General features: G+C 36.8%; 21 protein-coding genes. 14 read left to right on the top strand and 7 right to left on the bottom strand.

The genetic code is table 11. The features are described from left to right. Nucleotides 1-4 precede the first annotated feature (4 nt). The 6 genes from AC2IP4_RS21485 (at nt 5) to AC2IP4_RS21460 (ending at nt 6,033) form a co-directional block, all read left to right on the top strand. The gene (locus AC2IP4_RS21485) at nt 5-1,687 is read left to right on the top strand and encodes an ATPase, T2SS/T4P/T4SS family (protein ID WP_486317181.1); all 1,683 of its coding nucleotides are present in this window, start codon (nt 5-7) and stop codon (nt 1,685-1,687) included. Further along, on the top strand, nt 1,680-2,795 hold the full coding sequence (locus tag AC2IP4_RS21480; RefSeq protein WP_486317180.1) for a type II secretion system F family protein: 1,116 nt from the start codon (nt 1,680-1,682) through the stop codon (nt 2,793-2,795). Before AC2IP4_RS21485 ends, AC2IP4_RS21480 begins: the two co-directional genes overlap by 8 nt. Before the next feature lie 24 nt (nt 2,796-2,819). Next, the gene (locus tag AC2IP4_RS21475; RefSeq protein WP_274440647.1) at nt 2,820-3,392 is read left to right on the top strand and encodes a prepilin-type N-terminal cleavage/methylation domain-containing protein; all 573 of its coding nucleotides are present in this window, start codon (nt 2,820-2,822) and stop codon (nt 3,390-3,392) included. A 12-nt stretch (nt 3,393-3,404) separates the two neighbouring features. Further along, the gene (locus AC2IP4_RS21470) at nt 3,405-4,868 is read left to right on the top strand and encodes a type II secretion system protein (protein ID WP_486317179.1); all 1,464 of its coding nucleotides are present in this window, start codon (nt 3,405-3,407) and stop codon (nt 4,866-4,868) included. Between the two features lie 91 nt (nt 4,869-4,959). Next, nucleotides 4,960-5,286 carry a hypothetical protein gene (locus AC2IP4_RS21465; RefSeq protein ID WP_486317178.1) on the top strand — a complete coding sequence of 109 codons (327 nt, stop codon included), beginning with the start codon at nt 4,960-4,962 and terminating at the stop codon, nt 5,284-5,286. Nucleotides 5,287-5,292: 6 nt separating this feature from the next. Beyond that, nucleotides 5,293-6,033 (top strand): hypothetical protein, encoded by a 741-nt coding sequence (locus tag AC2IP4_RS21460; RefSeq protein ID WP_486317177.1) that lies wholly within the window; start codon nt 5,293-5,295, stop codon nt 6,031-6,033. A 29-nt stretch (nt 6,034-6,062) separates the two neighbouring features. On the opposite strand, the gene AC2IP4_RS21455 is transcribed toward AC2IP4_RS21460, so the two are convergent. Genes AC2IP4_RS21455 through AC2IP4_RS21435 form a run of 5 tightly spaced genes read right to left on the bottom strand, consistent with a single transcriptional unit; the run spans nt 6,063 to nt 11,511 of the window. Further along, entirely contained in the window at nt 6,063-6,833 is a 771-nt protein-coding gene (locus AC2IP4_RS21455) for a hypothetical protein (RefSeq protein ID WP_486317176.1), read from the bottom strand. 12 nt (nt 6,834-6,845) lie between these two features. Further along, complete coding sequence (locus AC2IP4_RS21450; protein WP_486317175.1) at nt 6,846-9,473, bottom strand: hypothetical protein; 2,628 nt, start codon at nt 9,471-9,473, stop codon at nt 6,846-6,848. Nucleotides 9,474-9,493: 20 nt separating this feature from the next. Beyond that, the gene (locus AC2IP4_RS21445) at nt 9,494-10,105 is read right to left on the bottom strand and encodes a hypothetical protein (RefSeq protein ID WP_486317174.1); all 612 of its coding nucleotides are present in this window, start codon (nt 10,103-10,105) and stop codon (nt 9,494-9,496) included. Next, on the bottom strand, nt 10,106-11,212 hold the full coding sequence (locus AC2IP4_RS21440; RefSeq protein WP_192957904.1) for a hypothetical protein: 1,107 nt from the start codon (nt 11,210-11,212) through the stop codon (nt 10,106-10,108). A gap of 2 nt (nt 11,213-11,214) precedes the next feature. Continuing rightward, nucleotides 11,215-11,511, bottom strand: a complete 297-nt coding sequence (locus AC2IP4_RS21435) for a hypothetical protein (RefSeq protein ID WP_192957905.1) — start codon at nt 11,509-11,511, stop codon at nt 11,215-11,217. Nucleotides 11,512-11,571: 60 nt separating this feature from the next. Between AC2IP4_RS21435 and AC2IP4_RS21430 the strand changes: the two genes are divergently transcribed. From AC2IP4_RS21430 to AC2IP4_RS21420, 3 genes are read left to right on the top strand one after another with little or no spacing between them, the layout of a single operon-like run. Then, nucleotides 11,572-12,021, top strand: a complete 450-nt coding sequence (locus AC2IP4_RS21430) for a hypothetical protein (RefSeq protein WP_192957906.1) — start codon at nt 11,572-11,574, stop codon at nt 12,019-12,021. Next, nucleotides 12,018-13,043 (top strand): hypothetical protein, encoded by a 1,026-nt coding sequence (locus AC2IP4_RS21425; protein ID WP_192957907.1) that lies wholly within the window; start codon nt 12,018-12,020, stop codon nt 13,041-13,043. The genes AC2IP4_RS21430 and AC2IP4_RS21425 overlap by 4 nt, the downstream gene beginning before the upstream one ends. After that, nucleotides 13,024-14,355 (top strand): toprim domain-containing protein, encoded by a 1,332-nt coding sequence (locus AC2IP4_RS21420; RefSeq protein WP_192957908.1) that lies wholly within the window; start codon nt 13,024-13,026, stop codon nt 14,353-14,355. The genes AC2IP4_RS21425 and AC2IP4_RS21420 overlap by 20 nt, the downstream gene beginning before the upstream one ends. 45 nt (nt 14,356-14,400) lie before the next feature. Here the strand turns inward: AC2IP4_RS21420 and AC2IP4_RS21415 are convergent, their stop codons facing one another. Then, nucleotides 14,401-15,828 carry a hypothetical protein gene (locus AC2IP4_RS21415; protein ID WP_486317173.1) on the bottom strand — a complete coding sequence of 476 codons (1,428 nt, stop codon included), beginning with the start codon at nt 15,826-15,828 and terminating at the stop codon, nt 14,401-14,403. 3 nt (nt 15,829-15,831) lie between these two features. Next, nucleotides 15,832-16,341, bottom strand: a complete 510-nt coding sequence (locus AC2IP4_RS21410; RefSeq protein ID WP_486317172.1) for a hypothetical protein — start codon at nt 16,339-16,341, stop codon at nt 15,832-15,834. A gap of 59 nt (nt 16,342-16,400) precedes the next feature. Here AC2IP4_RS21410 and AC2IP4_RS21405 point away from each other — a divergent pair, with 59 nt between their 5' ends. The 5 genes from AC2IP4_RS21405 to AC2IP4_RS21385 are packed head-to-tail and all read left to right on the top strand — an operon-like array spanning nt 16,401 to nt 25,704. Then, nucleotides 16,401-16,973, top strand: a complete 573-nt coding sequence (locus AC2IP4_RS21405; RefSeq protein WP_486317171.1) for a hypothetical protein — start codon at nt 16,401-16,403, stop codon at nt 16,971-16,973. Continuing rightward, nucleotides 16,951-17,979, top strand: a complete 1,029-nt coding sequence (locus AC2IP4_RS21400) for a hypothetical protein (protein WP_486317170.1) — start codon at nt 16,951-16,953, stop codon at nt 17,977-17,979. Before AC2IP4_RS21405 ends, AC2IP4_RS21400 begins: the two co-directional genes overlap by 23 nt. Next, complete coding sequence (locus AC2IP4_RS21395) at nt 17,969-19,048, top strand: hypothetical protein (RefSeq protein WP_486317169.1); 1,080 nt, start codon at nt 17,969-17,971, stop codon at nt 19,046-19,048. The genes AC2IP4_RS21400 and AC2IP4_RS21395 overlap by 11 nt, the downstream gene beginning before the upstream one ends. Next, nucleotides 19,045-20,394, top strand: a complete 1,350-nt coding sequence (locus AC2IP4_RS21390) for a hypothetical protein (RefSeq protein ID WP_486317168.1) — start codon at nt 19,045-19,047, stop codon at nt 20,392-20,394. The genes AC2IP4_RS21395 and AC2IP4_RS21390 overlap by 4 nt, the downstream gene beginning before the upstream one ends. A gap of 12 nt (nt 20,395-20,406) precedes the next feature. Then, nucleotides 20,407-25,704, top strand: a complete 5,298-nt coding sequence (locus tag AC2IP4_RS21385) for a primase/helicase family protein (protein WP_486317167.1) — start codon at nt 20,407-20,409, stop codon at nt 25,702-25,704. The last annotated feature ends 42 nt before the right edge of the window (nt 25,705-25,746 follow it).

Here is a 25,746-nt window from a genome sequence, read left to right as displayed (position 1 = left end):
TCGTATGAATAATACTCCTATCACAAGTCTTGATTATTTCGGCACTATTTCATCAGTGGTTAATGCTGAAGAGTTAGGCTTTGATCATGAAATAAGTATGCAAGCTGCAATTGTTGTAGGTAATGACCAAAACAAAATGACGGTCTACGCTCTTATTGATAAGGATATTCAGGTCAAACCAGAAAAAGACAAACAATGGCTTGATCAATTTCTGGCGGCTGGAAGAAAAAAAGTATTACAACCAAATAAAGAACGTTTTAGTGATTGCTCGTTTAAAAGAACTTTTGTATCAAAAGACATTATAAAAAATGCTTGCGAACAACATGGCGTAAACTCAAAAACGAGTGTCGATACGCAAAATACTAGAATTAATGAAATCGAGAAAATGTTACTTGATGCAGATACTTTAGGCGCATCTGACATACATATATCTGGAGATAAAGGTCATTCATTCATTAAATTTAGAGTTAATGGTGAGTTACAGTTATATGGGACAGAGCGTAATCAGGACGAAATATTCAGTTTGATATCGGTTCTATACTCGAATATGGCTGCTACAGAAGGCTCAATCGAAGGTGAGCAATTTAATGAATTAGAACAAGCCGATGCTGTTTTATATAGAGGCATTCAAAATAAACGCTTAGGCCTCCGTATTACCACCCACCCTACAACTCGTGAAAAAAAACAATTCTACATGGTTTGCCGATGCCTCGGAGATCAGAAAGAGTACGCTAAAAAAATCGAATTTGAAGAGCTTGGCTTTATTTTCGACCAAGCAAAAAAAATAAAAGAAGCTTTAAGAGCTCGTGGGATGGTATTAACTATTGGAGAAACAAACTCAGGAAAAAGTGTTTCTCAACAAAACTATTTAATGCAAATTCGTGATGACGAAAACAATACAACTTCTATATACGCGATGGAAAACCCAATAGAGCGTCAGATGAAAGGGATCATTCAATTTAATATCATTGAAAGTGGTTCAAGGGTTGATGGTGGAAGTGAAAGACAAGCGGAAGCATTGCAAAAATTCTTTATGCGAGCGGATCCAAATACATTAGCTCTTGCCGAAATTCGAGATCTAATGTCTGTTGATACAGCTCAAAAATTAGCACAAACAGGCCATAAAGTTTTTGCAACATTACACTGTGAAAGTCCATTTGATGTATATGAACGAATGGTTGGATTAGGAGCAAATGCATCAACGCTATCAAATGGTCAAATTTTAGGTGCTGTTATTTCGCAGAAACTCTTAAAAAAAATCTGCCCTACTTGCGCTCACACGATAGAGACATTGCCACATATTAATGAAGACCAAATGATAGCTTTAGAGCAATTATGCACAATGGAATTAGGTCACAAAATAAAAGACATTCGATTTAGAAATAATAGCTCTACCAATTGTACGCATCCTGAATGTAATAATGGTCTTATTGGCCGTAAACTTGTTGCTGAAGTAGTTAACATTGATGTCAACTTACTCTCATACCTTGCTTCTGGAAACAAGCAAGAAGCTCTGAAATATTGGTTAACTAAAGAGAACTTAACAAAATCTGATGTTGCTTTACATGCCCTATTTAAAGGCGAGGTAGAAATTGAAAATATCATCACTGAAATTGGAGATCTAACCTCTACCTATAACATTCGTAAAGAACTTAACATTAATCATCCGAGTCAAATTTATGTTTAATAAAATAAGCCTAGACGCTTTCTCATATCAAAATATTTTTGCCCCTTTACTTACGACAATAAGAAAAGGATTTCGCTCGATAGTATTACCACGTAAATATATTTACGAATATTTAGATATCTTACTTACTAAACTTAAACAGGGGCAAGATTTAAGTGGTGCTATAAAAACAATTGAAAAGAAAAAACAAGAACACTATCCAAAAAAACACAGAGCGATAAAAAAATTCTATTCAACCATACGAGAAAATTGGGCGGCCTCTGAAGAACCACACCTAGCCGATGTAATGGAAGATTACCTTACAGATATTGAACTAATGATTTTGCGCTCGTCAGATAAAAGCTCAGAAGCAATTAAAATGATTTTAGAAAATAATGAAAAATCCAGTTCAAATATTAAGATCCTTATTTTTGCATCAATTTCACCATTTATTTATATTTTATCATTTATAGGGTTAGTTAACGGAAGTCATGGTGAGGTAATAGAGCCAATAGTAAGAACGATTAGTCAAACAGGCAAAGAGCCTGTAGGGGAGCTTGCTGCATTAATTAGTGTTAACGAGCTAGTTTTAAATAATCAATCCTTATTTATTCCGTTTCTCATAATAGTTGTTCTGACGTATAAAATTACATTTGAACTTTTTACTCATCCATCGAGAATATTTGTAGAAAAGATTTTAGTTATTGGGCTGCCGTATAGTCTCCACAGAGCTAATGCATCTGTTGCGTTCTTACAAACGATGGCTACATTAACTCGGTCTGGTTACCCAATGGCAGGCGTATTAAAAACGATAATTGAACATGGTTCTCCTTTTACACGTTATGAAGGAAAGCAAATAGAATCAAATTTTCTTATCACAGGTCAAATATCAGAATCATTAAATACCTCTTTATTTAGCGTAGAAACCAATTACCTATTATCGGTGTATTTAGAAACAAAAACCCCAGCAAAATACATGGCATCAATTGCTGAAAAAATAGCTCAATCTGTAACAACTCGTATAACGTACATATCTTGGATAATTAACTTGACAGGGATGGTTTTAATTGCGTCCTATATTATTTTGCTTGTATTAGCAAACTTCAGTATCAGTACATATTTAACTTAAATGAAAATAAAAGGGATATAAACAATGAACAGAAATAGAAATATGCGTTTTCCTCAAAAGAAAAAAAATGCTGGGTGGACATTAGTCGAAATTGTTATTGCCATCGTTATCGCAGGTATACTTGCGGCTGGAGGTTATAATGTCTATTCAAATTGGCAACAAAACCAAAAATCAGAAAGTATGTTATCGATTCTAAATAAATCTTTCGATACTTTACCAAAAATGAAAACCACTTATGGTTCTTATGACGGATTGAATAATGCTTATGCTTATACATCAAAGCGAATTGTACTCGATACGACCAAATCACCTACAGCAAATAAATTTGTGACTCCATTTTCAACCGACGGCTTAACCTATGATTCCGTTGATAGTGCCACCCTTAAAAGTGGTCGAGTTCTTTCAGGAACAGATCAATTCATAAGTATTATCGCTAATGATGTCGAGGGGGATCTTTGTCAAGATATTGTCGAGGGTATGTTTGCACGAATTGATGAAATACGAGTAGGCTCAACACGAGTAGCCACAGCTCCAGCAATAACTACTGCATGTGCTGCTGCTGGTACGTCAATCAACATTACTTTTATAAATAATTAATATAGGTCAAGTATGATGGCAAACTCTTTTGGTAAGCAAAAAGGTTCGATATTAATTGGAGCAATGCTGGCCACTATTATTATGATGGTGGTGTTTTCAAAATTCACTCAACAGTGGGCCGAAGAAAATCAGCGCTCTGCCATCACTTTACAAGGCCAACGACTAGCAACTATTGCAAATGCAGTTGTTCGTTATCAAAGTAGCGGAGGGGATAGCTCTACGACCCCACCACTACTCTCCCCTTTAGAACAATGGGACCAAGTTGGCCACCCCTTTGTTAATGGGGCTGTCCATTTAGGTCTTGATTGGCTAAAAAGCCAAGATTTTTGTGGAGGTTCTGCAACCTCTCCAGTAGAAAACCTTCACTGTAATACGTTAAATAACCCATTTTTAGGCGGAGATACTACTTACCGATTTGAGATCAGCAATAATGGAACAATTATCAATACTCGGATCCAAATCGTACAAAAAGCAGATCATGCCAATGGAATCCTATCAAACACTGGTGACCCAGATCGCCATCTTGCAAGTGAGATTGCCGTTGCAGCCGAAAAGTTAGTGTCATTCAGCTCAATGGGAGCCACAAACTCATTTTTTACAGCAACAACGACTGCAATTGTACAAGGAGATATCGGCTTAAATGTTGCCAATACTCCTTATTCTCGAAGGGATGGACTTGTTACGATCACCGGTACACAAATACATGAAGATGGTGCAGGTATTGAAGGCGCTGAAACAATTAGTGCAGAGAGATTTGCTGACTATGACAGAGCTACAGATACCGTATCAACGACGCGATTCATTGATATGGATGGTGATAGTGCATTAGAGCGATTAACCGTTGAAGAGTTCGTAACACCACAAGCTGAAATTGACAACCTAACCAGCACATTTATTGATAGTGATGGTGCAATCATAGATACCGCAGAAATTAATGATTTAACTGTCGAATACATACAACAAATTGACGCTTCAGTTCAAAACCAATTTGCAGGTCAAGTTCGAGTAGGCAATGCAACGGATAATGTAACTTTATCTGAAGGTGATGTATCCATGACAGGAACATTAATAAATGCAGACGATGATACTTATTTCGTTGATATGGATCCGTCAGGGATTTCTCGATTGAATGATATTGTTCTTACGTCTTTAGGGAACCGCTCTATTAGTGATGTAATGCCAAAGCTATCCATGCAAGGGGTAAAAATGGTCGCAGCTAATGATTTATTGCCTTTACCTGTATGCGCTTCTGGTGGCTCCCCTCGATTACTAATTACCCCTAAAAGATGGACCACAATTTTCTTAGACAACGGGGCAATTAAAGTAAATAACAACATTAACTATATAGATGCAAATATTGTCGGTACTAACTGGCAAATTGCATTTAAAACTCACGATGTAGGTGATCCAGCTCTGGGGTTGATTGATGACCAAAACGGCTTAGGCCTAGCTGAAGTTTACTGTTATTACCCGTAATGACGTTTTTCTAAAAAATGACGATTGTTGAAATAAGAATATCCACTATTGCAAGAATCAAATTTCATACATATATTGAAGGTATTGCACAATGTTACGTAGATCGATTGCTATATTTGCTCTAATTACAGCCTTAGCAGGCTGTGCATCATCAGAAATGGGCCGCCCTATCAACTATGCTAAATTAGAGCGTTTAACCCTTGGTGTGAGTACTCAAGAAACGGTAAAGGAATTCTTTGGCTACCCACAACAAATAATGTATCCAGACAACCGTACTATTTATAAGTACCGTTATCTTAAAACATCAACATCAAGCCACACTAGACATGCGGTAGATTTTGTTTTTAATCATAATCAGCGCCTCATTGATATTACAATTAATGATGCAATAGATTTGGAATCTATAAAAATGGAGTAAATAACCATGCTTGCAACCAACTTACTAAAATGGCTAGTTACCCCCATTACAGCGGTAATCCTAACGTTAGCATTCATCGTTTCAGCTATCCGTCATAGTTTTTGGTTGCTCGCTCTAATTCCGATTCGAGCTTATAAAAAATTTACTACTTCAAATAAGAAAAAGCGCTTTCTAATTATTAGTGTGGCGCTATTTTTCACCCTTCTTTATCAACCATTCATACAACTTCCAAACGCTGGATTTATTGGTTTTGCTAATCAAATGGAATACCACTTAGATAACCTAACTAACCCTATTGCCGCTAACTCGAATGGTGAATATCCAGTGAGTATAGAAACGGTATCTGGAATTCCAACATCGTTACAAAATCAGGAACCGAGTAATATCTATCATTGGTGGGACTCTCTAAAAAACGATATGTCTGTACGTCCTCAGCACGAGGATCGACAAACTAAAGTAGATTTTCTAGAAAAACGTAATGTTAGCATGATAAATGAAAGTCATTTTGTTCGTGTATACAATCGTGAGCGCATGAATCAAATGATGCCTTACGAACCTATACCTGAGCCAACAACAAGCTTTAGCTTTTTAATCATGCCCATGAGCGAGGTGTTTGAGAGAGGAAGACCGCCTTATCCAAAGCATGTTCTTCTTATTTTAATTGGATATGCCCTTATTATTACTTTGATAAGTAAGCTCATAACTATCATCATAAATAAAACATTTAACCTAAAAAATTCTGACTAACAAAAAAGGCCTCATAATTGAGGCCTTTTTTATTCTTCTATGTAAGGAAAAATTGCATTCATTTCAAAGGCTCGATAATCATATAAAAACCCCTTAAATGTACCAAATTTATCCCTCCTTAATACCCAGCAATGATAGCCATAATACAAATACATAAACACAGCAAACATTGAAAATGACAGCCACATACCAAAACTAACAATTAAATCTAGGCTGGAATCTGAGACCATGAACAACATTAGAATCGACACCAAGCATTTAAATAAACTATAAAAGACTCCAACCGTAGAGACACCCAAGCACCACAGCATTGCATTTTGAGTCGCATTAATTGAATCGACATTACAGTTATCTAGCTGCGATACTATTTCTCTAAATGGACGATTTTCTTCATCTAAATATCGAACTTTATCAATTGCCTTTTCGGTTTCACTATCAGGGTCAATTAAAGATAACCAATCCCTATACGTTGATTTAATAAAGCCATCAATAAAAACTGCATTATGTGGGCTGCTTGGGCGCAAGATCCGAAAGGTATGATCATCAACCGTATTCGATAAACTTCGACCAACACCTTTAATCACAAAAGCACGTTTAGGCTTTTCTGAAGGCGTATTATCAGGTAGCGGAGGTAACTCTTGAGTTCCCGATTGAGGCGGTATTTGAATGACAATAACTTTATCATTCAAATCGCCTAGATCATCACTATGTATGACTACATTATTTGAATTAACAGTCGGTACTTTTTTCTTTTTAGCATCCTCTGTTAACACAATTTGTTTAAAATCATTATCATCCATTATTCAATCACCTTACGCATTCATGCTAGATTGTGATTTTGGTTTATCGCCACCATTAGAACCACCAGAATTTGACGACCCTTGTTCCTTAGCCGATGCAAATTCATCAAGTTTAGATGACAGGCTTTGAATAGCCTGAGTTGAACTTTGTATTTCATTTTCATTATTACCAAATGCCCCACCAACTAAGACACTACTAAACCATAAACCAACGGTATCTACAGTCATGGTCGTAATACGAAATGAATACAAAGCAATAAAAAATAGCCCAACACCATAGCCTAAAAATATAAAGATAATTGCCATTGTCGAATCAAGTAAGCCTAGGCCATCCAACTTAGTAAAGAAGGTCACAAACCAAATTAAATTAAACAATGACATTGTCGTATACCCCATATACATACTTCCAAGAAACCCAATTACGGTTAAAGGTTGACGGATAAAAATTCCATAAATCAAAGACAGAACTCGCTCTGTATCTGGGGCAAATAATCCTTCTCCCTTTGGTATCCCTAAAAGTACTGCGGCAAAAGGAACAGCGGCCATTGCTGCAAAAAAGGTAAAAAACAATCCAGCAAGTACCATCGTCCAGCCAATTACGGGGATGGCAGGTAAACCATAGACTAAAATAAGACTTGTTGTGGATAAGACGGTTACCAACATTCCAAGAGTCTGATTACCCCATTCCCATAAATTATTTAACGCCCGAAGTGGGAACTCTAACCAAAATGCAAGCGGAGCTGCGAGCGGAGTTGTTTGCATTAATGAGTCAGATGTCTTTTCAGCAATTGATAATTGAGTTTTCATCAAAGCATCAAGGGTTCCTCTGAGGCCATGTATAAGAAAAGAAATATCACGCATTCCTTCCCCGACTTGAGTCAGAAATATATAAGGTGAATTTTGACCTGATAGGTTAAACAAAAGACTGTCATCACCTGATAATAAACTCAATCTATCTTGTTCATGACTGCCTATTAACGACCCATCATTTCCACTTAGATTTGCCCACTCCATTCCCTTCCAAACCATTTCAATCAGCCAAACCATGACGCTTGACCACACTCCTAATCCTGTTGATGTCTCTCCATTGCCAATGCTATAAAACCCCGACCAAAGTGCTACATCGACTTCATAATCACGGTCAATGGCTGAAATCGTCGAAGCCATCTGTTTCATTGCCGCTTTTTGTTTTGATACATCAACCATCCAATCAAACCCAATCGTTAAATGGCCTGTTGTCTCACAAGCAAAATCAATTCCATCAACGGAAGAAGAAGATAACCAAGAAAATATACTTCCCTTACATAACTCGGATCCATTATCCATATTAGCGGTTGTTACAGCAAAGCCATTACCATAGCGCTCAGCATCATAAGCAAGGGCTGAAAAGTCTTGATAAAAGCTCCAAAAACTCCCAGCCGATATATAGCCAGATAGATAATTATTAATAATGCGATCTGTTATTGATGTCTCTGGTAGATTATCGCCTTCCTCTCCTAAATGCTCACCAAATACACTGAGTGCCTTCTGAGATATTGATTGTTGGTTGTAGGCTAATTGTTGAGCCAAATAAATTAAGGCATCTCCTGTACCATTGACTTTATCCTTTAAAGAAGAGGCTCCTGATTGGAGTGTTCCAGAATTAATCGCTTCAGGAGCAAATGACTCGCCACCAACATTAGGTTTTTTACTCTCATACAATGTTTTAACTGAAACACTAGAAAATGCATCATAGTAACGCTTTGCAAATTCGGTATAAGGCCTCATTGTTGAAAGTAAAATTGCATTTGCCTCTTTTCTCATTAAATACTGCATTTCTGTGACTAATGAATTTGTGCTTGAGAACATTCCTTTTTGTTTGTCATCTTCCGCTTTTGGATCCCCTTGTAACTGAAACGTCAATGAACCGCATGATTCATTGGGACCACCTAATCGAATTCTAAGAAAGCTTGGAAGTCCTCCTTCCTCGGGTAATGCTATTTCATCCCAACTATCTGCGCCTTGCAAAGATTTAAAGGTAGGTATATTTTCACGGCCTGATAAATAATAGAAAAGTTGCTCTCCATTACTTGCCCCTATGGTTTTATGATAAAGATAGTTACAGGTAAACGCCCGAGCAAATGAATTAGAGCGATCAATCGTATTTCGAATAGGTGATGCCCCTCCAATATTAAATTCAAATAAAGCTCGCGTTGATTGACCCCATAACCAATCGGCAATAGCCCCTCCCCCAACGATTACTCTCATTGTATTAAGCTGAACATTACTGATCGAAACGTTATAGTCCTTCATCGCTTCAATACCAGCGCTTGTAGGCATGAGTAAGCTAAAAGCCATCAGTAAACGAATAGGAAGAAATTTACTATTACCAGATGCGATATCAGCAGTAACTAAACCAGATAAAAGAGACTTACCTCCAGTAAAAGCCAAGACAATTAATAATGCAGCCAACGCAACGATGTTTAACGAAGCTAACGCGATCATTAAAGCTGAAACGGGGTAATTAATGGCGGCAGAATCATTAAAGACACCTAAAACCCAATCACCATACCAAAGAGTCAACCAATGTATAATTGATGGCTCAGCAAGATAGTCAATAGCATTACCAAGCCCATCAAGTAACCCTGTATTCTCTTCCATAACTGTTCCTTGTTATTTACTTAAGTGAACATTTCCCATAGTTCAAGGGGGTGCATAAATGCCACACCGAGAATAAGTTGAGTTAAAGCCCCACCAAATGTAGGAGGAGCTTTCCCACTTACAGCGTTATCTCCAAGTCGGCCAACATTATGCCAACCACGTCCATACGCAATCGCCCCAAATATTTGCATCAATGCTGTAGTTAAATTGAAAAAATTCGCATTAATAACCTGAGACTCCCATGATTGATTCTGATAGAGACCCAAATCATAATGAAGACAACCTTCCATACTCCCATTGGCACAAGAAATCGATCTAAACATTTCAATTGAGTAAGGGGCAAAATCTTGTGACACAAAAATAGAATTAGCGATTAGCGCTTGGCCTTGCCCATAAGACATTAAGAAAACACTAGCAAAGAATCGCCCTATGATTGATAGCGGAGAAACATCAGCCATTTGAAAAGCTGTTTGTGAGTAATTACCCGTTAATTGCTTAACATTTTTAAGAGTCGCGATACACCAAATAAAGTAATACCAACCAAGACCCATAAAAATAACTTCAATTAATAAATAAAGAGATGGGATCTCATACTCGACCATGAACTTAAAGAATTCATCAAGCATATTCATTTACATCTGAACCTTTGATTGAATCGCAATAAGAGCATTGCTTGATAGCGCGGATTCTGTAGTTAAAAAATCCAAAGCAAGTTGTAGGCTAATCATTTCAGCGATCATGCGAGTAACTTGCTCTGACGATACTGGTTGCTCACTTGACGGTAATGTTTGTAAATAAGAAAATTTAGCTTCTGGGTGCATTGTCCCCCAATCGGCAGGCAGGGAGTCTTTTGAGTTGGTATTCGTAATTAATTTTAAGAACTCTTCACTATTATAATACTGAACTCGTTCTTCTAATTGGGCGATAATTGATTTTTTACCGTCTTGATGATCGTACAATCCTTTGATTCGTTTTAACGCAGAATTTGGAATTGATTCAAGAGCGTGTTGTCTAGCCCACTGAGTCGTAGCTGCTATCGCATGGGGATCATCATTTGTAGCTAAACTACCATCCAAACGTCGAGGTAGTGACTTCGTATCTTCCACTCCAAGAATTAATGCAAAAGCATCATCTTGGGCTTGTTGTTTATCAGGACTCATTACCCCGTCACCAACACCAAGTACGGTTCCACCATCTAGCATTGCGGCAAGAGATTCACCATCTTTATCATTTACAGCCGAAACTAAACGACTTGAAATGCTTTCTCTTTTCTTTTTTAACGCACCACAATGTAATCCTGAGCCACCAACCCCACAGTCTGTGATTTTTGATAATTCCAAACTTTCCACAGCAACCTTTGATTCGTCTTCAGCACATAAATTGGCTGAAAACGAATCATAAAGAGCTTTAGCTCCTTGGATTGCAGAACAAGCACTAGGTGAAGCAATATATCGCTCTTCAGCATGAGCATTAGCCGTTGAGGATACCGATGTTGTAACTGCTGAAATTTCAGCACTTGCACGGTATTCACTTTGCATATTTTCAAATTCGGCTAATGCATTCTCTTGAGCATATTCAGCCGCCCAAGCTGACTTTTCTTCAACCCAACGAGCAGCCGACGATACCATTTCTTCTAATTGGAGGGCGTTACCAATCGCGTCTATACAAACAACAGCATTAGCTTTAAATGGAAAACTAAGTGCAATAATTACGGCTAAGTGTTTTTTAGAAAAATACATCGTTACATCCCCATTTTTTCCATTTCCATTGAGTTATCCATCTCAATATCATTGCTAATGTCAAACGGTTGCTCTAATTGTGTAGTCACATCACCAAGCGTAAAAATAGGTTCATTGTTATTTTCAATAGCTGTAAGTAAGCGGTTATCAAATGCTTGAGGATGAAAAGATTCAACTTGAAGTGTGAAATCTTCCATAGATAGACAAGAATCAGGATTCCAACGAGGAGAAGAGGATAACAAGGGCTCTTGAAGATCTACCGCTAGATTTCGTCTAGTTAATGATTGTTCGAATTCCATTGCACTATCCCTAAAAAATTACTAATGTAACCATATTATAAATAAAATACGGTTATAGCAATGGATATAGATAAATACACAACGTATAAGTCACAATATTTAGAACAGTACAGTCAAGATGTTCTCGCAATTTGGCATTCATTCGAAGAAAAAGAAACGTGGACGCTAAATAGTGAAATTCATGATATTGCTAAAATATTTAACAATCTGCCTTCAGTTTGTCGCTATCCTCTGAGTGATAAAACAGAGCATGCTCTCGCTGATCTAATAGGATTAATTGCTTACCTTCCTTTCACTGAATCTATCACCGCAATGGCGTGGTGCGGTTTTAATAGTGACGCTTGGGGAACCGCTATTTACGAATATGCTTACACCACCTATAACGAATCTATAGAAAAAAATACACTAGTTAACAATCAAATAGTTATCGCTTCAAAGACTATTGTTCAAAGAGTCGAAGAAGTCGCAAAAATATCAACGTTACAAACCATTACAGGACATTCGATATGAAAATAAAAATGGCATTAATAGTGGCTTTGTTTTCTACTTCTTACGCATTTGCTGAAAAATCAGAACCGCAAAAAACTTGGGCTATAAGTCCATCTAATTCATGTGACTCTTTAACTATAACTCTCCCCTCTCCAGCTATTGATTATGAATGCGATATTGATACTACGAGTGGGAACCCTTCAACATGGTTCAATCCAATGGCAAGCTGTAACATGGATTTTGATTTGATTGGGCTCCCTACTCTTGGTGATATAGCCGCAGGGTTAACAGGACAAGTATGTAGTGAACTAAATGCTATCAAAGATAAAACCATAGATGATTTGTTTGGTGACGATGATAACGGAGGTAATAGCGGTAATGGAAATGGTCTCCCTAATCCCGACCCAATACCTACAGAACCAGAAGATGAAATGTGTTACACGCAAGATAGTACAGGAAAAAATATTATTGTTCCTTGTTCCATAACAGACAGTGAACCTTCAAGTCCAGATACCTGTTATTTAAAAGAAGGGGATGCTTTCTCGGATGAATGGAGAAAAATTAAATGTAGCCGTCCGACCGTTGACTACGAGATGTGTGTAATTGGTTATGAGACGGACGATGAAACAAAACAAATTAAACGATACCCCGATGGGACGCCTATTCCAATAGTAGAATCCTGTAAGAATTTGCCAGCCAATATGAATCTTGGTTCAGCTTGTTATGTCAGCGGTTCAAGCATAGACAATACTGGCAAACGTGCCGTTGAATGTGGTCGAATTGATGGGCCAGTGAGTCAATACAATCGCATGTGTAAACAAACAACAAAGTCACTATCAGGGCAATTGATAACAGAAAGCGTAAACTGCATCGAAGTTGATGAAACTTGTTACGGTCATTTAAACGGTATTTTTAAAGCCGCATCATGCAGCGTTCATACTGATAATTTTTATAAACAATTACCTGAAAGTAATAGTCCCAATCAAAAATCAAATAGCCCTTCAACAGAAGGCAGGGGGATTGATGATTCTTGGGAGTGGTAAAAACATTATTGTTGAGAGTCCAAAGATTGCGGCTCTTTTACAGCATAATTTATTTAAACTAGGGGTAATTACAAGTGTAATGGCCACTTCTGGCCACCTATATGATTATACGTTTCATAATAATAATATTGTTCAACAACCAATAAACAAAACCATTATTGAAGATTTAAGAGCGCTAAATGGACAACCAATAATCATAGCAACAGACCCCGACCCTCAAGGAGATTTAATCGCTGAACATATTAAAAACTTAACACCTGACTCTGAGCATGGACGTTGTATCTTTAATGATATTAGTGAAATAGGCATTACTTTAACTTTGAATCGATACAATAAAGGCGAGTTTGATTTTGATCAAAACCAAGCACTCAAAGCCGCATTGATTAAAGTGACTAATTTACATATGCGCAAAATGAGCTCAAAGTCGAACCGTAATAACTATCTAACAACCACAGGGATCTCTTTAGCAAAACAATTTGATGCTGTAGGGCGAATAAACCAAGTCCAACAAAGAGGGTTTAATGTAGAAGGCGTTCAACATGTTTGTAATGTACCCACACAATGGCATGATGCAAATGCCGCAACTAAGGTTAACCCTACGATTACCCGAGATTTAATCACGGATAGAGCTCTATCAGGTAGAAAATTGACTGTAGCAGAGGAACTTCAAGATGCATTCATTAACGGTAGAATTAGTTATACTAGAACTGACTTTAAATTCTTACCAAGTATCGCTGATCAAACGTTAAGTGAATACACGCTATCAGGAGAGCTTATTCATCATGAGCAACACCTCGACTTTCAAAGTAACACTGCTCATTATGCTATTTATAATCTGGCTCACCCGATTACCCCCATAGAATATCTAATTAAAGAACAAAACCGCACATCATTGAATCATAGCTTTAATGATTGTTCAGTAATGCATTTTGATTCGGGAAGTGTTCTTGCTCGAACGGGTAGTTTTATTAAAAATGAGCTTACTCTTTCACCACAAAATGAAATCGCTTATCTATTAGCGTCATCAAAAGACACAAGTCCTTCAAACATCGAATTATCTGCTAAAAAATATTCCACACTCTTCTTTAACGGTAATCATTGTAATACTAAATTAATATCCTCTACATTAAAGCAAGCTGAAAAACATTACCCAAAATTGATTGAGTTCGGCTTAAACCACGTCCTAAATGAACTCATCGTACAACAAGAAAAGAATATTGATTCTGATATCCAGATCAAACCTGAAAATGAATTAAGAACCGTAAAACTAGATAATATCATCGAAGAAATAAACACTAACTTCAGCATATAAAAAAAGCCCCATCGAGGGGCTTTCATTAATCTTGTCACTCTATAACTACAACATTCCCCACTTAGATAGCAAAGAACTCGCTGGGAAATATCCACGAGCTACATTACCTTCATCATTAATAATAATAGGGGTTTCCCTGCTTGTTAAGATATCTCCTATTACCTTATAGATAAAAGAGACTTGCTGGCACTTTTCAGATGGTAATGACACACCATTTCCGCTTAAAACTTTGCTTTTATATAGTGTAGGATTTGACAACAGTGTATCAAATAACTCACCCTTTTTACTCGGTAATTGACACTGTGCTAAAGAGTTATTCTTACCAACAGCGGTCAATTCTCCGTTGCTCATATACGATGCTCGACCATAAGGGAATACACGAACAGTGACACCAGCATCAAGGTATTTCTGTGTTTCATCATGAAGTTTTCGACAATAAGGGCAAGTAAAGTCAGAAATAATCGTAATGCTTCGTTTCGCATTAGGAGCCTCATAGACAATTAGATCTTTATCGTCCAATTGGGGGATAAGTTTTGAAGCATAAACTTCGCCACATTTTTTCATTACACTTTCTGATTTCATGCTTTGGTATAAGTGATACATCTCAGCGTAAGAATTTGCGCCTAGCGATACAGTTAAACACTTATCTTCAAACGCTATATCTGAAAGTGATAACGAAGAGGCCATATTCAATAAGTCAGGGGCTATATTAAGCTGCTGATCCAACCCCATCGGAAGCTCAGTAAATTTACTATTGTTACTCATTGAAGAAGCGCGAGTATCTGTATCAACGGTGATTGAATTCATCGCTGCTTTGTTGGATTTATGACTAATTCCCTTTGAGTTTGTGGCTACAGGTAAGGCATGAGTCTGACTAATACTTGCCTTTTGGTTAGAGGATTCTTTATATTCATAACTTTTAACTATCCGATTTTGATTTTTTCCATCTAAAAATGAATTCACGCCATCAAGCCGAGCAGAACGTAAAGCTGTTAAATGACGACTCGCGCTATTAATTTCCTCTTGAATTAAATCTGATAGTATTAAGTTATTCTCTATATCTAGAAGGCGTCCATCTAACATGTAAGTTCCTGTGCTATCAACAAAGAACATATCATCACCAATAACGGCAAGATAAAGTGGTGCTCCTTTAATGTTTTTCAGAAAAACATGACGCTGAAATTGAACTGTTAATTTCGCTTCTAATTCGCTAATACTCAAAGGAGTTAATGCAACATCCTCCTTTGCCTCTAATAAATCAAAAGCATCGCTCGCTATAAATGGATCTGCATTTATAACTTTAATGGGTACTGGTAAAGATCCTAAAGGCTGGTCGGACTTTGAACCATAATAAGTATTGAAGATGACATAAATATAAATCAAAGCAAAAACAATAAAACCAAATACACCAACAATTTTAAGTGGTTTACTAAATTTGCTATTTACATGAACAGGCTCTTTTTGATCATCCATAAATTAATCCTCGAAAATCTGTTTTTTTGTTATTGATATTTGCTCATTTTGCCCTTCAATCGCTTCACTATCTGGCGACATATGATGAAGATGCAAAACAATACAAGCTTGAATTTCCAGTGCGTTTTTTCTTCTTAAAGGGAGTCGAATAGTTAATTCACTTCCAGATAGATGAATCTCTTTTTCCATTCCTACCGCAGTTCTGTATGAGCTTACATGCTCTTCATCAACGTGATAATGAAGAGATAAGTAATTTAAACTTATAGAAAAGCATTGAAAATCTATTTGAGAAAACTTGGCCCATAACTCATCAGGAACACCAATATGACATTGAGTATTATCAGATTTAAAACCAAAGTAGTTCGAAAGTGAGGGTGAAAAAGTCATTATTTTATTTGATAGGTCGATATCGTTCTGTAAAGCAACAAAAAGTGTGATATCAGCCCTAGAACAGAGAGAAGCATAAACAGCAGGCTTATACAGTGGGGTCAAACTCGGGTTAATTACATTCATTTGTTTTATAATTCACATACGTATATATTGTAATCAAACATTACGCATAAGAGAGCAAAATGTCAAAGATAAACCAAACAATTATTGAGTATGCTCATAAGCAGTGCGACTTGCTCCGCATAAATAAGGCTGATTTAAAATACGCTGGATTAAACCTAGAAAAAGCATTGGAATTGGGTTATTTGACTGCCGATGTTGTTTTCCAAATGCAACATTTAGCAAGCATTTTCAAATCATTTGTAAATGAATACGTCGTTATAAATGAAGGTCGAGATGAAATAGAAATTTATTCTGTTTATGAAAAAGACATGGCTACCGATGAGCAAATCGGAATATTAAATTCATATTATCAGACTCACCATAATCGTTTTACAGAGGCCGATAATACCTTAACTACTTTTCTCTTATATGCATCAGTTAGAAGCGCATTATTTAATCGAAACGATATCAATCAGAGACGACTAGGGTATGCAAAAATGCTGACCTCATTGGATGAGGGTATTGTCATTGTCGATCATGTTACGGCAACAATACGTAACTTAAGACTGCCGAACAAGATGTTACATGTCGAGTTAGGCCACTCTATTCCTGAAGAGGTTAATATGAATTATGAAACGCCAACTATCGAATAGCATTACCTCATTCATAATTGTAGCGGCACTGGTTATAAGCCCTGTGACTTATAGCTTTTTCTCCCCTATTTGGTTTATCACTGATTTTATTCGTGATGGTAACTGGTTTTTGAAAATGACTAGAGAAGCTATTTTACAAGACGAACGCATGAGCAATCATGATGAAATAATGAAGCAAGCTAAAGCTCTTTCTGAAGGGCTAAATGATCAAAAAAATGCCAATCAATCAGCAGAAATACAAGCTAAAACATCAGCAATTTCCATCACTGAAAATAATTATTCTGAAGAGCGCTACTCTGCACCTTTTCAGAGTAAAGAAACATGCAAGGTAATTAATGAGAGCTTAGACAAGGTCAATACAACTTTAAGTGAAAGTTGTAATTTTGAAAAACAAAAAGAAGAAAGCACATTCCATATAATCACTGGTGCGATGAATAATGAAACTCCAACAAACATTAGTTTCTTTAATCACATAAAAACTGAATCAAAAAATAGCTCTCAAAATGGAAAAGACAAGCAATTTCTCGAAACCTTCAGTATGCAGCTTTCTGATACATCCCAAATTCTAAATAATTACTCGTTACTAAATGAAGACGAACTAGTTAAGGCCAGTAACTTTATTGAATTAATTTTTGGAAGCGATATACGAACACCATCAGCAGAACAAATTTCTTTGATTGGATTACCACAAGGTCCGATAGAGCTTCAACAATTAAGAAAATCACTCCTTTATAAAGGGTTTATTGACGACTCATTAAAACGAAGAACGCTTATAAACAATAAGGCGAGAGATGCCGCTTTCATTAATGATGGTTCAACACTGGCTCATTCAGAAAGAATCGAATCACTTAACCAAGTGCAAATGACTCCAGAGATAACGCGCCATCTGGCTCTTTATTATAGTAAATCACTAAATAGCACATTAACTAAATTGGAAAAAAGCCTAAGAAGCGAAACCTTACAGGCTTTAAAGTTGAAAGATATAAGGATAAATCATGAAGACTAAAAGAAGCTGGCCACCTGAAGGATTTCGCTCTCCTATTGAATTTCGGGATTGCAGTATGGATAAACTCGTCCAACTCAATAAATCAAAACAGATAGAGGCGAACAATATACATCTAAAGTTTGGAGACCTCTTCTCTGAGCAACTGAACAATAAAATAGCGTCGAATTATCATCATATTGATAACCAAGGTAACGATGCTTTTTATATGCGCATGGAATCTAATAAGGACATTAGTTACGCCACAGGGGATTATTCTGAGCGCCCTTCTTCTAATTCTAGTTATGTTGAAAATACAATACATACAACTATTGAAGGAAGTAAAGTAAAAACAGCACAGCAATATATCGAAGAATTAAGAGAGGAATTAGCCAAGGCTCAAGCTGAATTAGAATTAGAATTAGAGCTGGGCGGTCTTAACCAACAAAAACAAGAATCAGAGCCAGTTCAGGAACAAATAAATCCATCTAACAATAATATGGATCCTTCAAGACAATCCATAAAAGAAAAAGAAAAAGAAAAAGAACAAGACCTAAATAAAAACGCTTCAAACCCAACGATAGGTCAGCTTATTGCAGCAGCGATCCATAATAAAAGAAATCAATCACCCAAGAGCACTAACAGCACTAACTTCCCGTTAAAGAATGCCCTTAGTGAAAGTATCCCAGAGCAATGTATTAAAATGCAGGCATTAGTAAGTCAGATAGCCTCACCGTCTTCTTTAACAAAAGAAGAACTCGCAAAAAAAACCAATGAGTTTAAGAATTCAGCCATAAAGCTTGGGCAGTCAATAATGAGTGAAGTAAAGCAAGGCTTATTTATGAATGACAATAACAAACTTGCTCATATGGAAAAACTTAAAAAAGATTTAGAGTGCGTTCAACCTCTTCTTGATCACATCAATAAGAAAGCACCTGAATTAAATAAATTGTTCGAAAAATCAGGGATCGACTTAAATGCTGACTCAATAAGCACCAAGCTTAAAGACATCACAAATCAAGTTAAGCAATCACTATCAACAATGATAACAGCCCTATCAAGAAATGGTTCTGAGATAGGAATGAAATTATGAGTATGTTGATCTCAAAAAATGAAACCGCAACTTTAATTAAAAGTCTTCCTTCAGCCATATATTCAAGCACGATATATCAAAAATTAGCTGGTAATCCTCTATCAGAAATTATTAAAGCTCAGTTTATAGATGTTGATTGTGAGCAAGAAGAGCTAAATCTGAACTACCTTTTAAGACTTGGTTATATCGACAATGATAAAAAAATGATTTGTGCTTGTATGCATGAAGAAATTTTCTATCTTCATGATCTAAGCGGCTTAACTCCAGAAACTACCATCTTTGCTGATATAGAGTTAAAACAATACTGCCATAACAATGCTATCGCCATCTTTAATCTTAATAGTGAAATAATCATAGCTGCATCTAATTATGAATTAGTAGAAAAATTACAAGCTATAAATGAAGAATCACAAACAATAATTGATGATCCTCTTCTTTCATTTATTCAATCATGCACTTTCTCTACTTTTCATTTAATCGGGTCAACCAAGCAGCAGTGCATAAAAGCGATGACACAGAAAAAGATAAAACTAACTTCTACTGTTACACTTGAAGGCATTTATGCCCCCTTAAACTTATTACTTCATGAAATTGAAGAAAATAATAGCTTTTCTGTTCAAGCTGAACTTAATTCCAAGACCAATGAGATCCTTCAATTATCAACATTCAAGCATGAGAAATTATTTACTGAGAGTAAATGTCAAAAAGATACAAGTTTAGGCTTAGCATTAAAAACACTGAGCAATTTATATTATTCTCTCAATGAGAATCAAATGGATAACACTACCTCATTAATCCATTTTTCAGGAAAACACTCTACATTGAAGTGTAAAATATCTCAGTACAATACAAACAATGATAATAAAATAATCATGCTTAGTTTCATTAGATTTATGGATGATTCCCTTTCATTGCCAACCTTTCACTACACACTTACAACACCAATTAAAGACTTACTGATTCAAGCCAAAATAAAATTCAAAGATGGTGAGTCGGTTGTTTTGTGTCTACCTAAAAAATACTGTTTACAAATTGCTAGTACTGTACTGATCGTTGAGGCTATCAATTTATACAAACAAGGAGGGTTTGCTTTTGCAATTAATACAGACGCCTTCGATTATCAAGGAAAATCATTTAGTCCTGTTAATAAAAAAGTATTATCAGCACTAACTACCCTTGAGGATCTAATTGTAAATGCCGTTATCTATGGCCCATTAAAAACAGCAAACGACATTAGTAATGCTGAAATACTATTAGAAAACCTACACAACGTCATCGCAGTTACCTATGCGAATAAAGAACATTTACCCCCTCACCTTAAGCGCTGCGCTATTCAAATTAAATAAAGGATTATCAATATGAATGAAATCAAACACGATACCATTGATACTTTAAGCAAAGTGCTTCAAGGATCAAGAGATGACCTAAATATTCCCTCGGCCTTAGATTCATCAAAAACAATAAGATTGCCTTATGTTGGCGATAAGGGGAAATTTACAGAATATTATGGAATGACATTTGGGCAACTTGGAGGACGTGTTGAGCAATTAAAAGTTCCACCTCAAATTCCAATGTTAAAAAACATCGCGAATGCAGCATTAAGATACAGTGCAAGTGCAATGTTGCCCGTTAACCATAGCTTTCATAATGAGGTTCGTCGCTTACATAGCAGCCTTATTTCTATCAATAAATCCGAACGATCCAAACAAGAAAAAATAACAGATAAAAATAAAGCGCTCGTAAAAATAAACAAAGCATATTCAAATCGTTTTTCTAAAAAAAATCCAAACAACGAATATAAAAAAACAAGAGAATTAGCAGAACAACTCGTTAATGAGTCAATAAATGAGCTAGAACGGTTAGACCAACTCGGGGTATATAGCCGATCAGATGCCCTAAAACTTGCTAATGGTTACTTATCCATTTTTGAATCAAACGTTATTGTAAAAAGTACATCAGACGTTGAGAAATTATTAATACAAGAATTTTTATATAGTGAAGATTCACAAGTTGCTTTTTTGAAAAAAAAATTCAACTCAGATAACCCACATGTATATTTGAAAATGTTATTAGAACAAAACATCAGTGTCTTTGATTCTGCGGCAAAAGAAGCTAATATCGATGCCGATGCTATGATTGACCTCATTGAACTTAGCGAAAATGATTCACCTGTTGATAATTTAGCAACATCTATTTCGAAAAAAGCTGCATTAAACGCGAAAAAATCAGTTCGAGGTGCGTTTAACGCTTACATCAAGAATGACCAAAAAAATAGCAGATTTAAGAACGTATTATTAAATGTACATATATGGAAAGGTGGAAAAAAAGAAATCGAATCTTTTTATTTTTACCCTTCCTTTGAAAATGCAAATGATCCGCACTCACGTAATGAATATACTGATTTCTTAAAAGAAGGAAATGTACCAAATGTAGTCTTTAATGAAAAATCAGTTCAAGAATTCCAGCAAAGGGAAGCTGATCGTAGCATCAAAAGACAACAAATTTTGCACGAGATTGAATTAGAAAACATTGAAAAATTAGCTAGCGCTAAAAACAATTATCTACAACAAACACCTGTAACGTCTCAGGAACAATTAAAAAGCACCTATTGGGAACAAAAAGGACTTGTCGTTGAAGCAGCTCAACATCTGACGGGATTAAGAATTGATTCTAACGGTACAACATGGCTACCACTAGATCAGTCTCTTAACGAAGAGAGAGATATAAGCACGACAACAGGTTATCAAAAAATATACGCTGAAAAAATAGAGATCAAAAGAGACGGTGAAGAAAGTGAATATCTAAATAAGATGTTTGATGGCCTTGGTGATGGTACTAAAAAACAAGCGTTCTATACCATTGGGAATCCTAGTGAAGCGAGCATAATCATTACTAATGAAGGCATCGCAAATGGTTTGCATGCTTACGTTGAATCAAAAAAACGCGGTCTTAATGCATTAGTGATTTGTGCAATTGATGCTGGAAATATAAATCACGCAATACGTGCTGCCCTCAATAAGTACCCTACACTCCCAATTATAAACATGGCAGACAATGACCGCTTTAATAAACATGGCCAAGAGCGCTTTGCTCCAGCAATTTCATATACCGATTTAACAACTAAAGAAGTCGTTCGGTTGGAAAATACTGGCCTAAAAGTGGCTAAAGACTTTAAAGATGCAATTGAATTAGCAAGTGTTTTTGTTGATTTCAGTGATATTAATGGTAAAGACTTCACTAAAGAACAACAAGAAAACAAGCTGTCTGATATTGATGATTTAATTCATACATTAGAAAATCACTATCGTAGTGAAGGCGACTCAAATGAAATAGCAAGAGATAAAGCCCGAAATGAAGCTGGTGATTATTTATTACATGCGATTACAACCACACTTCAAACGAGTGTAAGCCCTAACTGGAACATAGAAAACCAGTATAAATATAAATGGATCCCTACCGATATCAATTTAAACAAAGAACAATTTCAAAATTTTTACGACATAAAAGATTCGTTAATACATGCGTATGATTTTTTCAAAGCATCTAATAGTCAACACCTAGATTATCAAACATATTCTCAAGTAATAAAAACAGGTAGAGAGATGAACTTAATCTTCAATGATAGTTCTCCTTCAACTCAAAAGGCCCAAAAGCCAGCTCAAAAAGTAGAGACTAACTTAGTTTCAATACAGGAAATTCCATTAGTTGAAATGCACGGTCAATTACCTTTAACTCAACTCTACGAAAATAAAGAAGTTCTTCAAGAACAGATTTATGACTTGGAAAACAGAATAGATAATTTAGCTTTATCCTCTAGTGATAAAGCACAAGACAAAATTGCAAATTATGAATTAAAACTGAATTCATTAACTCAAGAACTAAAGGTGCTTCAAGATCAGATAGCTAAAGTTGAACCTGAAAAAGTCACTAAATCAACACTAAAAGTAGAGTCTGACGATTTTGTACAAAAAATGAGTGACGCTTTCTCTATCCCAAAAGAAATCCATGATTTAAAAAATAAGCTCTCTATTTTTAATGAAAGCATAGTAAAAAATGAACTGAACGAAACTGATCTGTCACTCAAGCAAACAGCAATAGAATTAAACCTCATTTTATTAGACATCAATCAAGAACCCACAATTGAGCATGATATTAATGAGACTAAATTAATAGATTTAAATTTACAGAATATTGCATTAGCACAAAACATCATTGATTCTTATCTAACGATGGATTCTGATTTGCAAGAGTCAGTACAAGCAGACGCAGCATTAATTTCATCTGCCATTGATGAGGAAATTAATAAAGTTAATAATATAGCGATAGCCTCTTCAACTGAGAAAACTGAAACCGAGCAATCTGCCGTGGTCGAAACCCCTGAGCCTGAATTAGCAGAAGAGATCCAGCCTCAAGTCGAGGCTGAGCAACCTGACATGGTGGAAACCGCTGAGCCTGAAGCAACGGAAGAAACCCAACCTGAAACCGAAACTGAGCAACCTGCCGTGGTGGAAACCACTGAGCCTGAAGCAACGGAAGAAGTTCAACCTCAAGCCGAGACTGAGCAATCTGCCGTGGTGGAAGCCACTGAGTCTGAAGCAACGGAAGAAGTTCAACCTCAAGCCGAGACTGAGCAATCTGCCGTGGCGGAAACCACTGAGCCTGAATTAGCAGAAGAGATCCAGCCTAAAGCCGAAACCGAGCAACCTGACGTGGTGGAAGCTACTGAGCCTGAATTAGCAGAAGAAACCCAGCCTCAAGTCGAGGCTGAGCAACCTGACATGGTGGAAACCACTGAGCCTGAAGCAACGGAAGAAACTCAACCTAAAACCGAAACTGAGCAACCTGCCGTGGTGGAAACCACTGAGCCTGAAGCAACGGAAGAAACTCAACCTAAAACCGAAACTGAGCAACCTGCCGTGGTGGAAACCACTGAGCCTGAAGCAACGGAAGAAGTTCAACCTCAAGCCGAGACTGAGCAACCTGCCGTGGTGGAAACCACTGAGCCTGAAGCAACGGAAGAAGTTCAACCTCAAGCCGAGACTGAGCAATCTGCCGTGGCGGAAACCACTGAGCCTGAATTAGCAGAAGAAACCCAGCCTCAAACCGAGACTGAGCAATCTGCCGTGGTGGAAACCACTGAGCCTGAAGCAACGGAAGAAGTTCAACCTCAAGCCGAGACTGAGCAATCTGCCGTGGTGGAAACCACTGAGCCTGAAGCAACGGAAGAAGTTCAACCTCAAGCCGAGACTGAGCAATCTGCCGTGGCGGAAACCACTGAGCCTGAATTAGCAGAAGAAACCCAGCCTCAAGTCGAGGCTGAGCAACCTGACATGGTGGAAACCACTGAGCCTGAAGCAACGGAAGAAACTCAACCTAAAACCGAAACTGAGCAACCTGCCGTGGTGGAAACCACTGAGCCTGAAGCAACGGAAGAAGTTCAACCTCAAGCCGAGACTGAGCAATCTGCCGTGGCGGAAACCACTGAGCCTGAATTAGCAGAAGAAACCCAGCCTCAAACCGAGACTGAGCAATCTGCCGTGGTGGAAACCACTGAGCCTGAAGCAACGGAAGAAGTTCAACCTCAAGCCGAGACTGAGCAATCTGCCGTGGCGGAAACCACTGAGCCTGAATTAGCAGAAGAAACCCAGCCTCAAACCGAGACTGAGCAATCTGCCGTGGTGGAAGCTACTAAAGCTACAATGGAAAATATAGATAAAAAGCAATTTATCATTCATAAGGATTGGAGTTTTGCATCAACAGCGCCCGACTCGTTCCAAGCAACAATGAGTACTAATCATTTTCAACAAAATGAAATAAATATCATCAAGAAACTTCAACACGATTTGAGTGAAATTAAAAATCAATTAAACGTGATCCAAAAAATCAAACAAAACTCTCCCGTAAAACCTAGTGATAAATCTACGATATCTGAAAACAAATCGAACCAGACCCAGATCCCACAGAAGCGTTCTGCTCAAGAATTACAGCGATTATTTACCCCTGCACAATCCACTGACATTGTAATGGAGCAGAATAGTCAAATTAAACACTCTCTGGAAACAGAGGAGCAACCTACGATAAATGAAGAAAAAACATTAACAGAACTCATTAGTAAGCTAAACAATGACCTTCTAGCTAGCTATAAAGAGGATGAAATCCATAATGTAAAATTTAAACAATTAGATAATGTTCTCAAAGAAAACTTGAAAGCCATAATTGATAAAGCATTCATGGAACACGATGTGAAGTCAATAACTGAACAACACAAATTAGTTGAAAGTATCAATACAATCGCAAGGCAATCTAATTTAAATCGTGGTGTATTGATCAGCTCTACAATGTCTCATGCATTATCTAATTCAACCTCAAATACGTCCTCTTACGCCATTCGTAATGTCATCTTTGATAACCTATCATTTTCAAATGACGGGCCTTTAACTAATGCAAGTATTGAGCATATTAACGGCAATATGAGCCTTGAAGAATATGTAGAATTGGCAGAGTTAACATTACCTGAAAAAGAATTTTCCGCAGCATTTGCAAGTGACTTAGATCGAATTAATAGACACAAAGAAGATAACCAAATAGAAAATAATTCAAGTATAAATATCCCTTCCAAAGAGTCTCAAATTGAAACTAATATTGGATTAAACTAATAGGGATTGAACAAAAAAAGCCTCGAAATTCGAGGCTTTTTT

It is taken from the genome of Aliivibrio thorii (assembly GCF_057368585.1).
Note: the sequence above shows the minus strand (reverse complement) of the source record. Positions and strands in the feature narration are given on the sequence as shown.

Bases quoted from the DNA above. Each gene is read 5' to 3' on its own strand.
- AC2IP4_RS21460 (WP_486317177.1), top strand. From the start codon at position 5,293: ATGCTTGCAACCAACTTACTAAAATGGCTAGTTACCCCCATTACAGCG.
- AC2IP4_RS21405 (WP_486317171.1), top strand. From the start codon at position 16,401: ATGTCAAAGATAAACCAAACAATTATTGAGTATGCTCATAAGCAGTGC.
- AC2IP4_RS21445 (WP_486317174.1), bottom strand. From the start codon at position 10,105: ATGAATATGCTTGATGAATTCTTTAAGTTCATGGTCGAGTATGAGATC.
- AC2IP4_RS21410 (WP_486317172.1), bottom strand. From the start codon at position 16,341: ATGAATGTAATTAACCCGAGTTTGACCCCACTGTATAAGCCTGCTGTT.
- AC2IP4_RS21385 (WP_486317167.1), top strand. From the start codon at position 20,407: ATGAATGAAATCAAACACGATACCATTGATACTTTAAGCAAAGTGCTT.
- AC2IP4_RS21470 (WP_486317179.1), top strand. From the start codon at position 3,405: ATGATGGCAAACTCTTTTGGTAAGCAAAAAGGTTCGATATTAATTGGA.
- AC2IP4_RS21415 (WP_486317173.1), bottom strand. From the start codon at position 15,828: ATGGATGATCAAAAAGAGCCTGTTCATGTAAATAGCAAATTTAGTAAA.
- AC2IP4_RS21440 (WP_192957904.1), bottom strand. From the start codon at position 11,212: ATGTATTTTTCTAAAAAACACTTAGCCGTAATTATTGCACTTAGTTTT.
- AC2IP4_RS21485 (WP_486317181.1), top strand. From the start codon at position 5: ATGAATAATACTCCTATCACAAGTCTTGATTATTTCGGCACTATTTCA.
- AC2IP4_RS21425 (WP_192957907.1), top strand. From the start codon at position 12,018: ATGAAAATAAAAATGGCATTAATAGTGGCTTTGTTTTCTACTTCTTAC.
- AC2IP4_RS21430 (WP_192957906.1), top strand. From the start codon at position 11,572: ATGGATATAGATAAATACACAACGTATAAGTCACAATATTTAGAACAG.
- AC2IP4_RS21475 (WP_274440647.1), top strand. From the start codon at position 2,820: ATGAACAGAAATAGAAATATGCGTTTTCCTCAAAAGAAAAAAAATGCT.
- AC2IP4_RS21395 (WP_486317169.1), top strand. From the start codon at position 17,969: ATGAAGACTAAAAGAAGCTGGCCACCTGAAGGATTTCGCTCTCCTATT.
- AC2IP4_RS21400 (WP_486317170.1), top strand. From the start codon at position 16,951: ATGAAACGCCAACTATCGAATAGCATTACCTCATTCATAATTGTAGCG.
- AC2IP4_RS21390 (WP_486317168.1), top strand. From the start codon at position 19,045: ATGAGTATGTTGATCTCAAAAAATGAAACCGCAACTTTAATTAAAAGT.
- AC2IP4_RS21480 (WP_486317180.1), top strand. From the start codon at position 1,680: ATGTTTAATAAAATAAGCCTAGACGCTTTCTCATATCAAAATATTTTT.
- AC2IP4_RS21450 (WP_486317175.1), bottom strand. From the start codon at position 9,473: ATGGAAGAGAATACAGGGTTACTTGATGGGCTTGGTAATGCTATTGAC.
- AC2IP4_RS21455 (WP_486317176.1), bottom strand. From the start codon at position 6,833: ATGGATGATAATGATTTTAAACAAATTGTGTTAACAGAGGATGCTAAA.
- AC2IP4_RS21465 (WP_486317178.1), top strand. From the start codon at position 4,960: ATGTTACGTAGATCGATTGCTATATTTGCTCTAATTACAGCCTTAGCA.
- AC2IP4_RS21435 (WP_192957905.1), bottom strand. From the start codon at position 11,511: ATGGAATTCGAACAATCATTAACTAGACGAAATCTAGCGGTAGATCTT.
- AC2IP4_RS21420 (WP_192957908.1), top strand. From the start codon at position 13,024: ATGATTCTTGGGAGTGGTAAAAACATTATTGTTGAGAGTCCAAAGATT.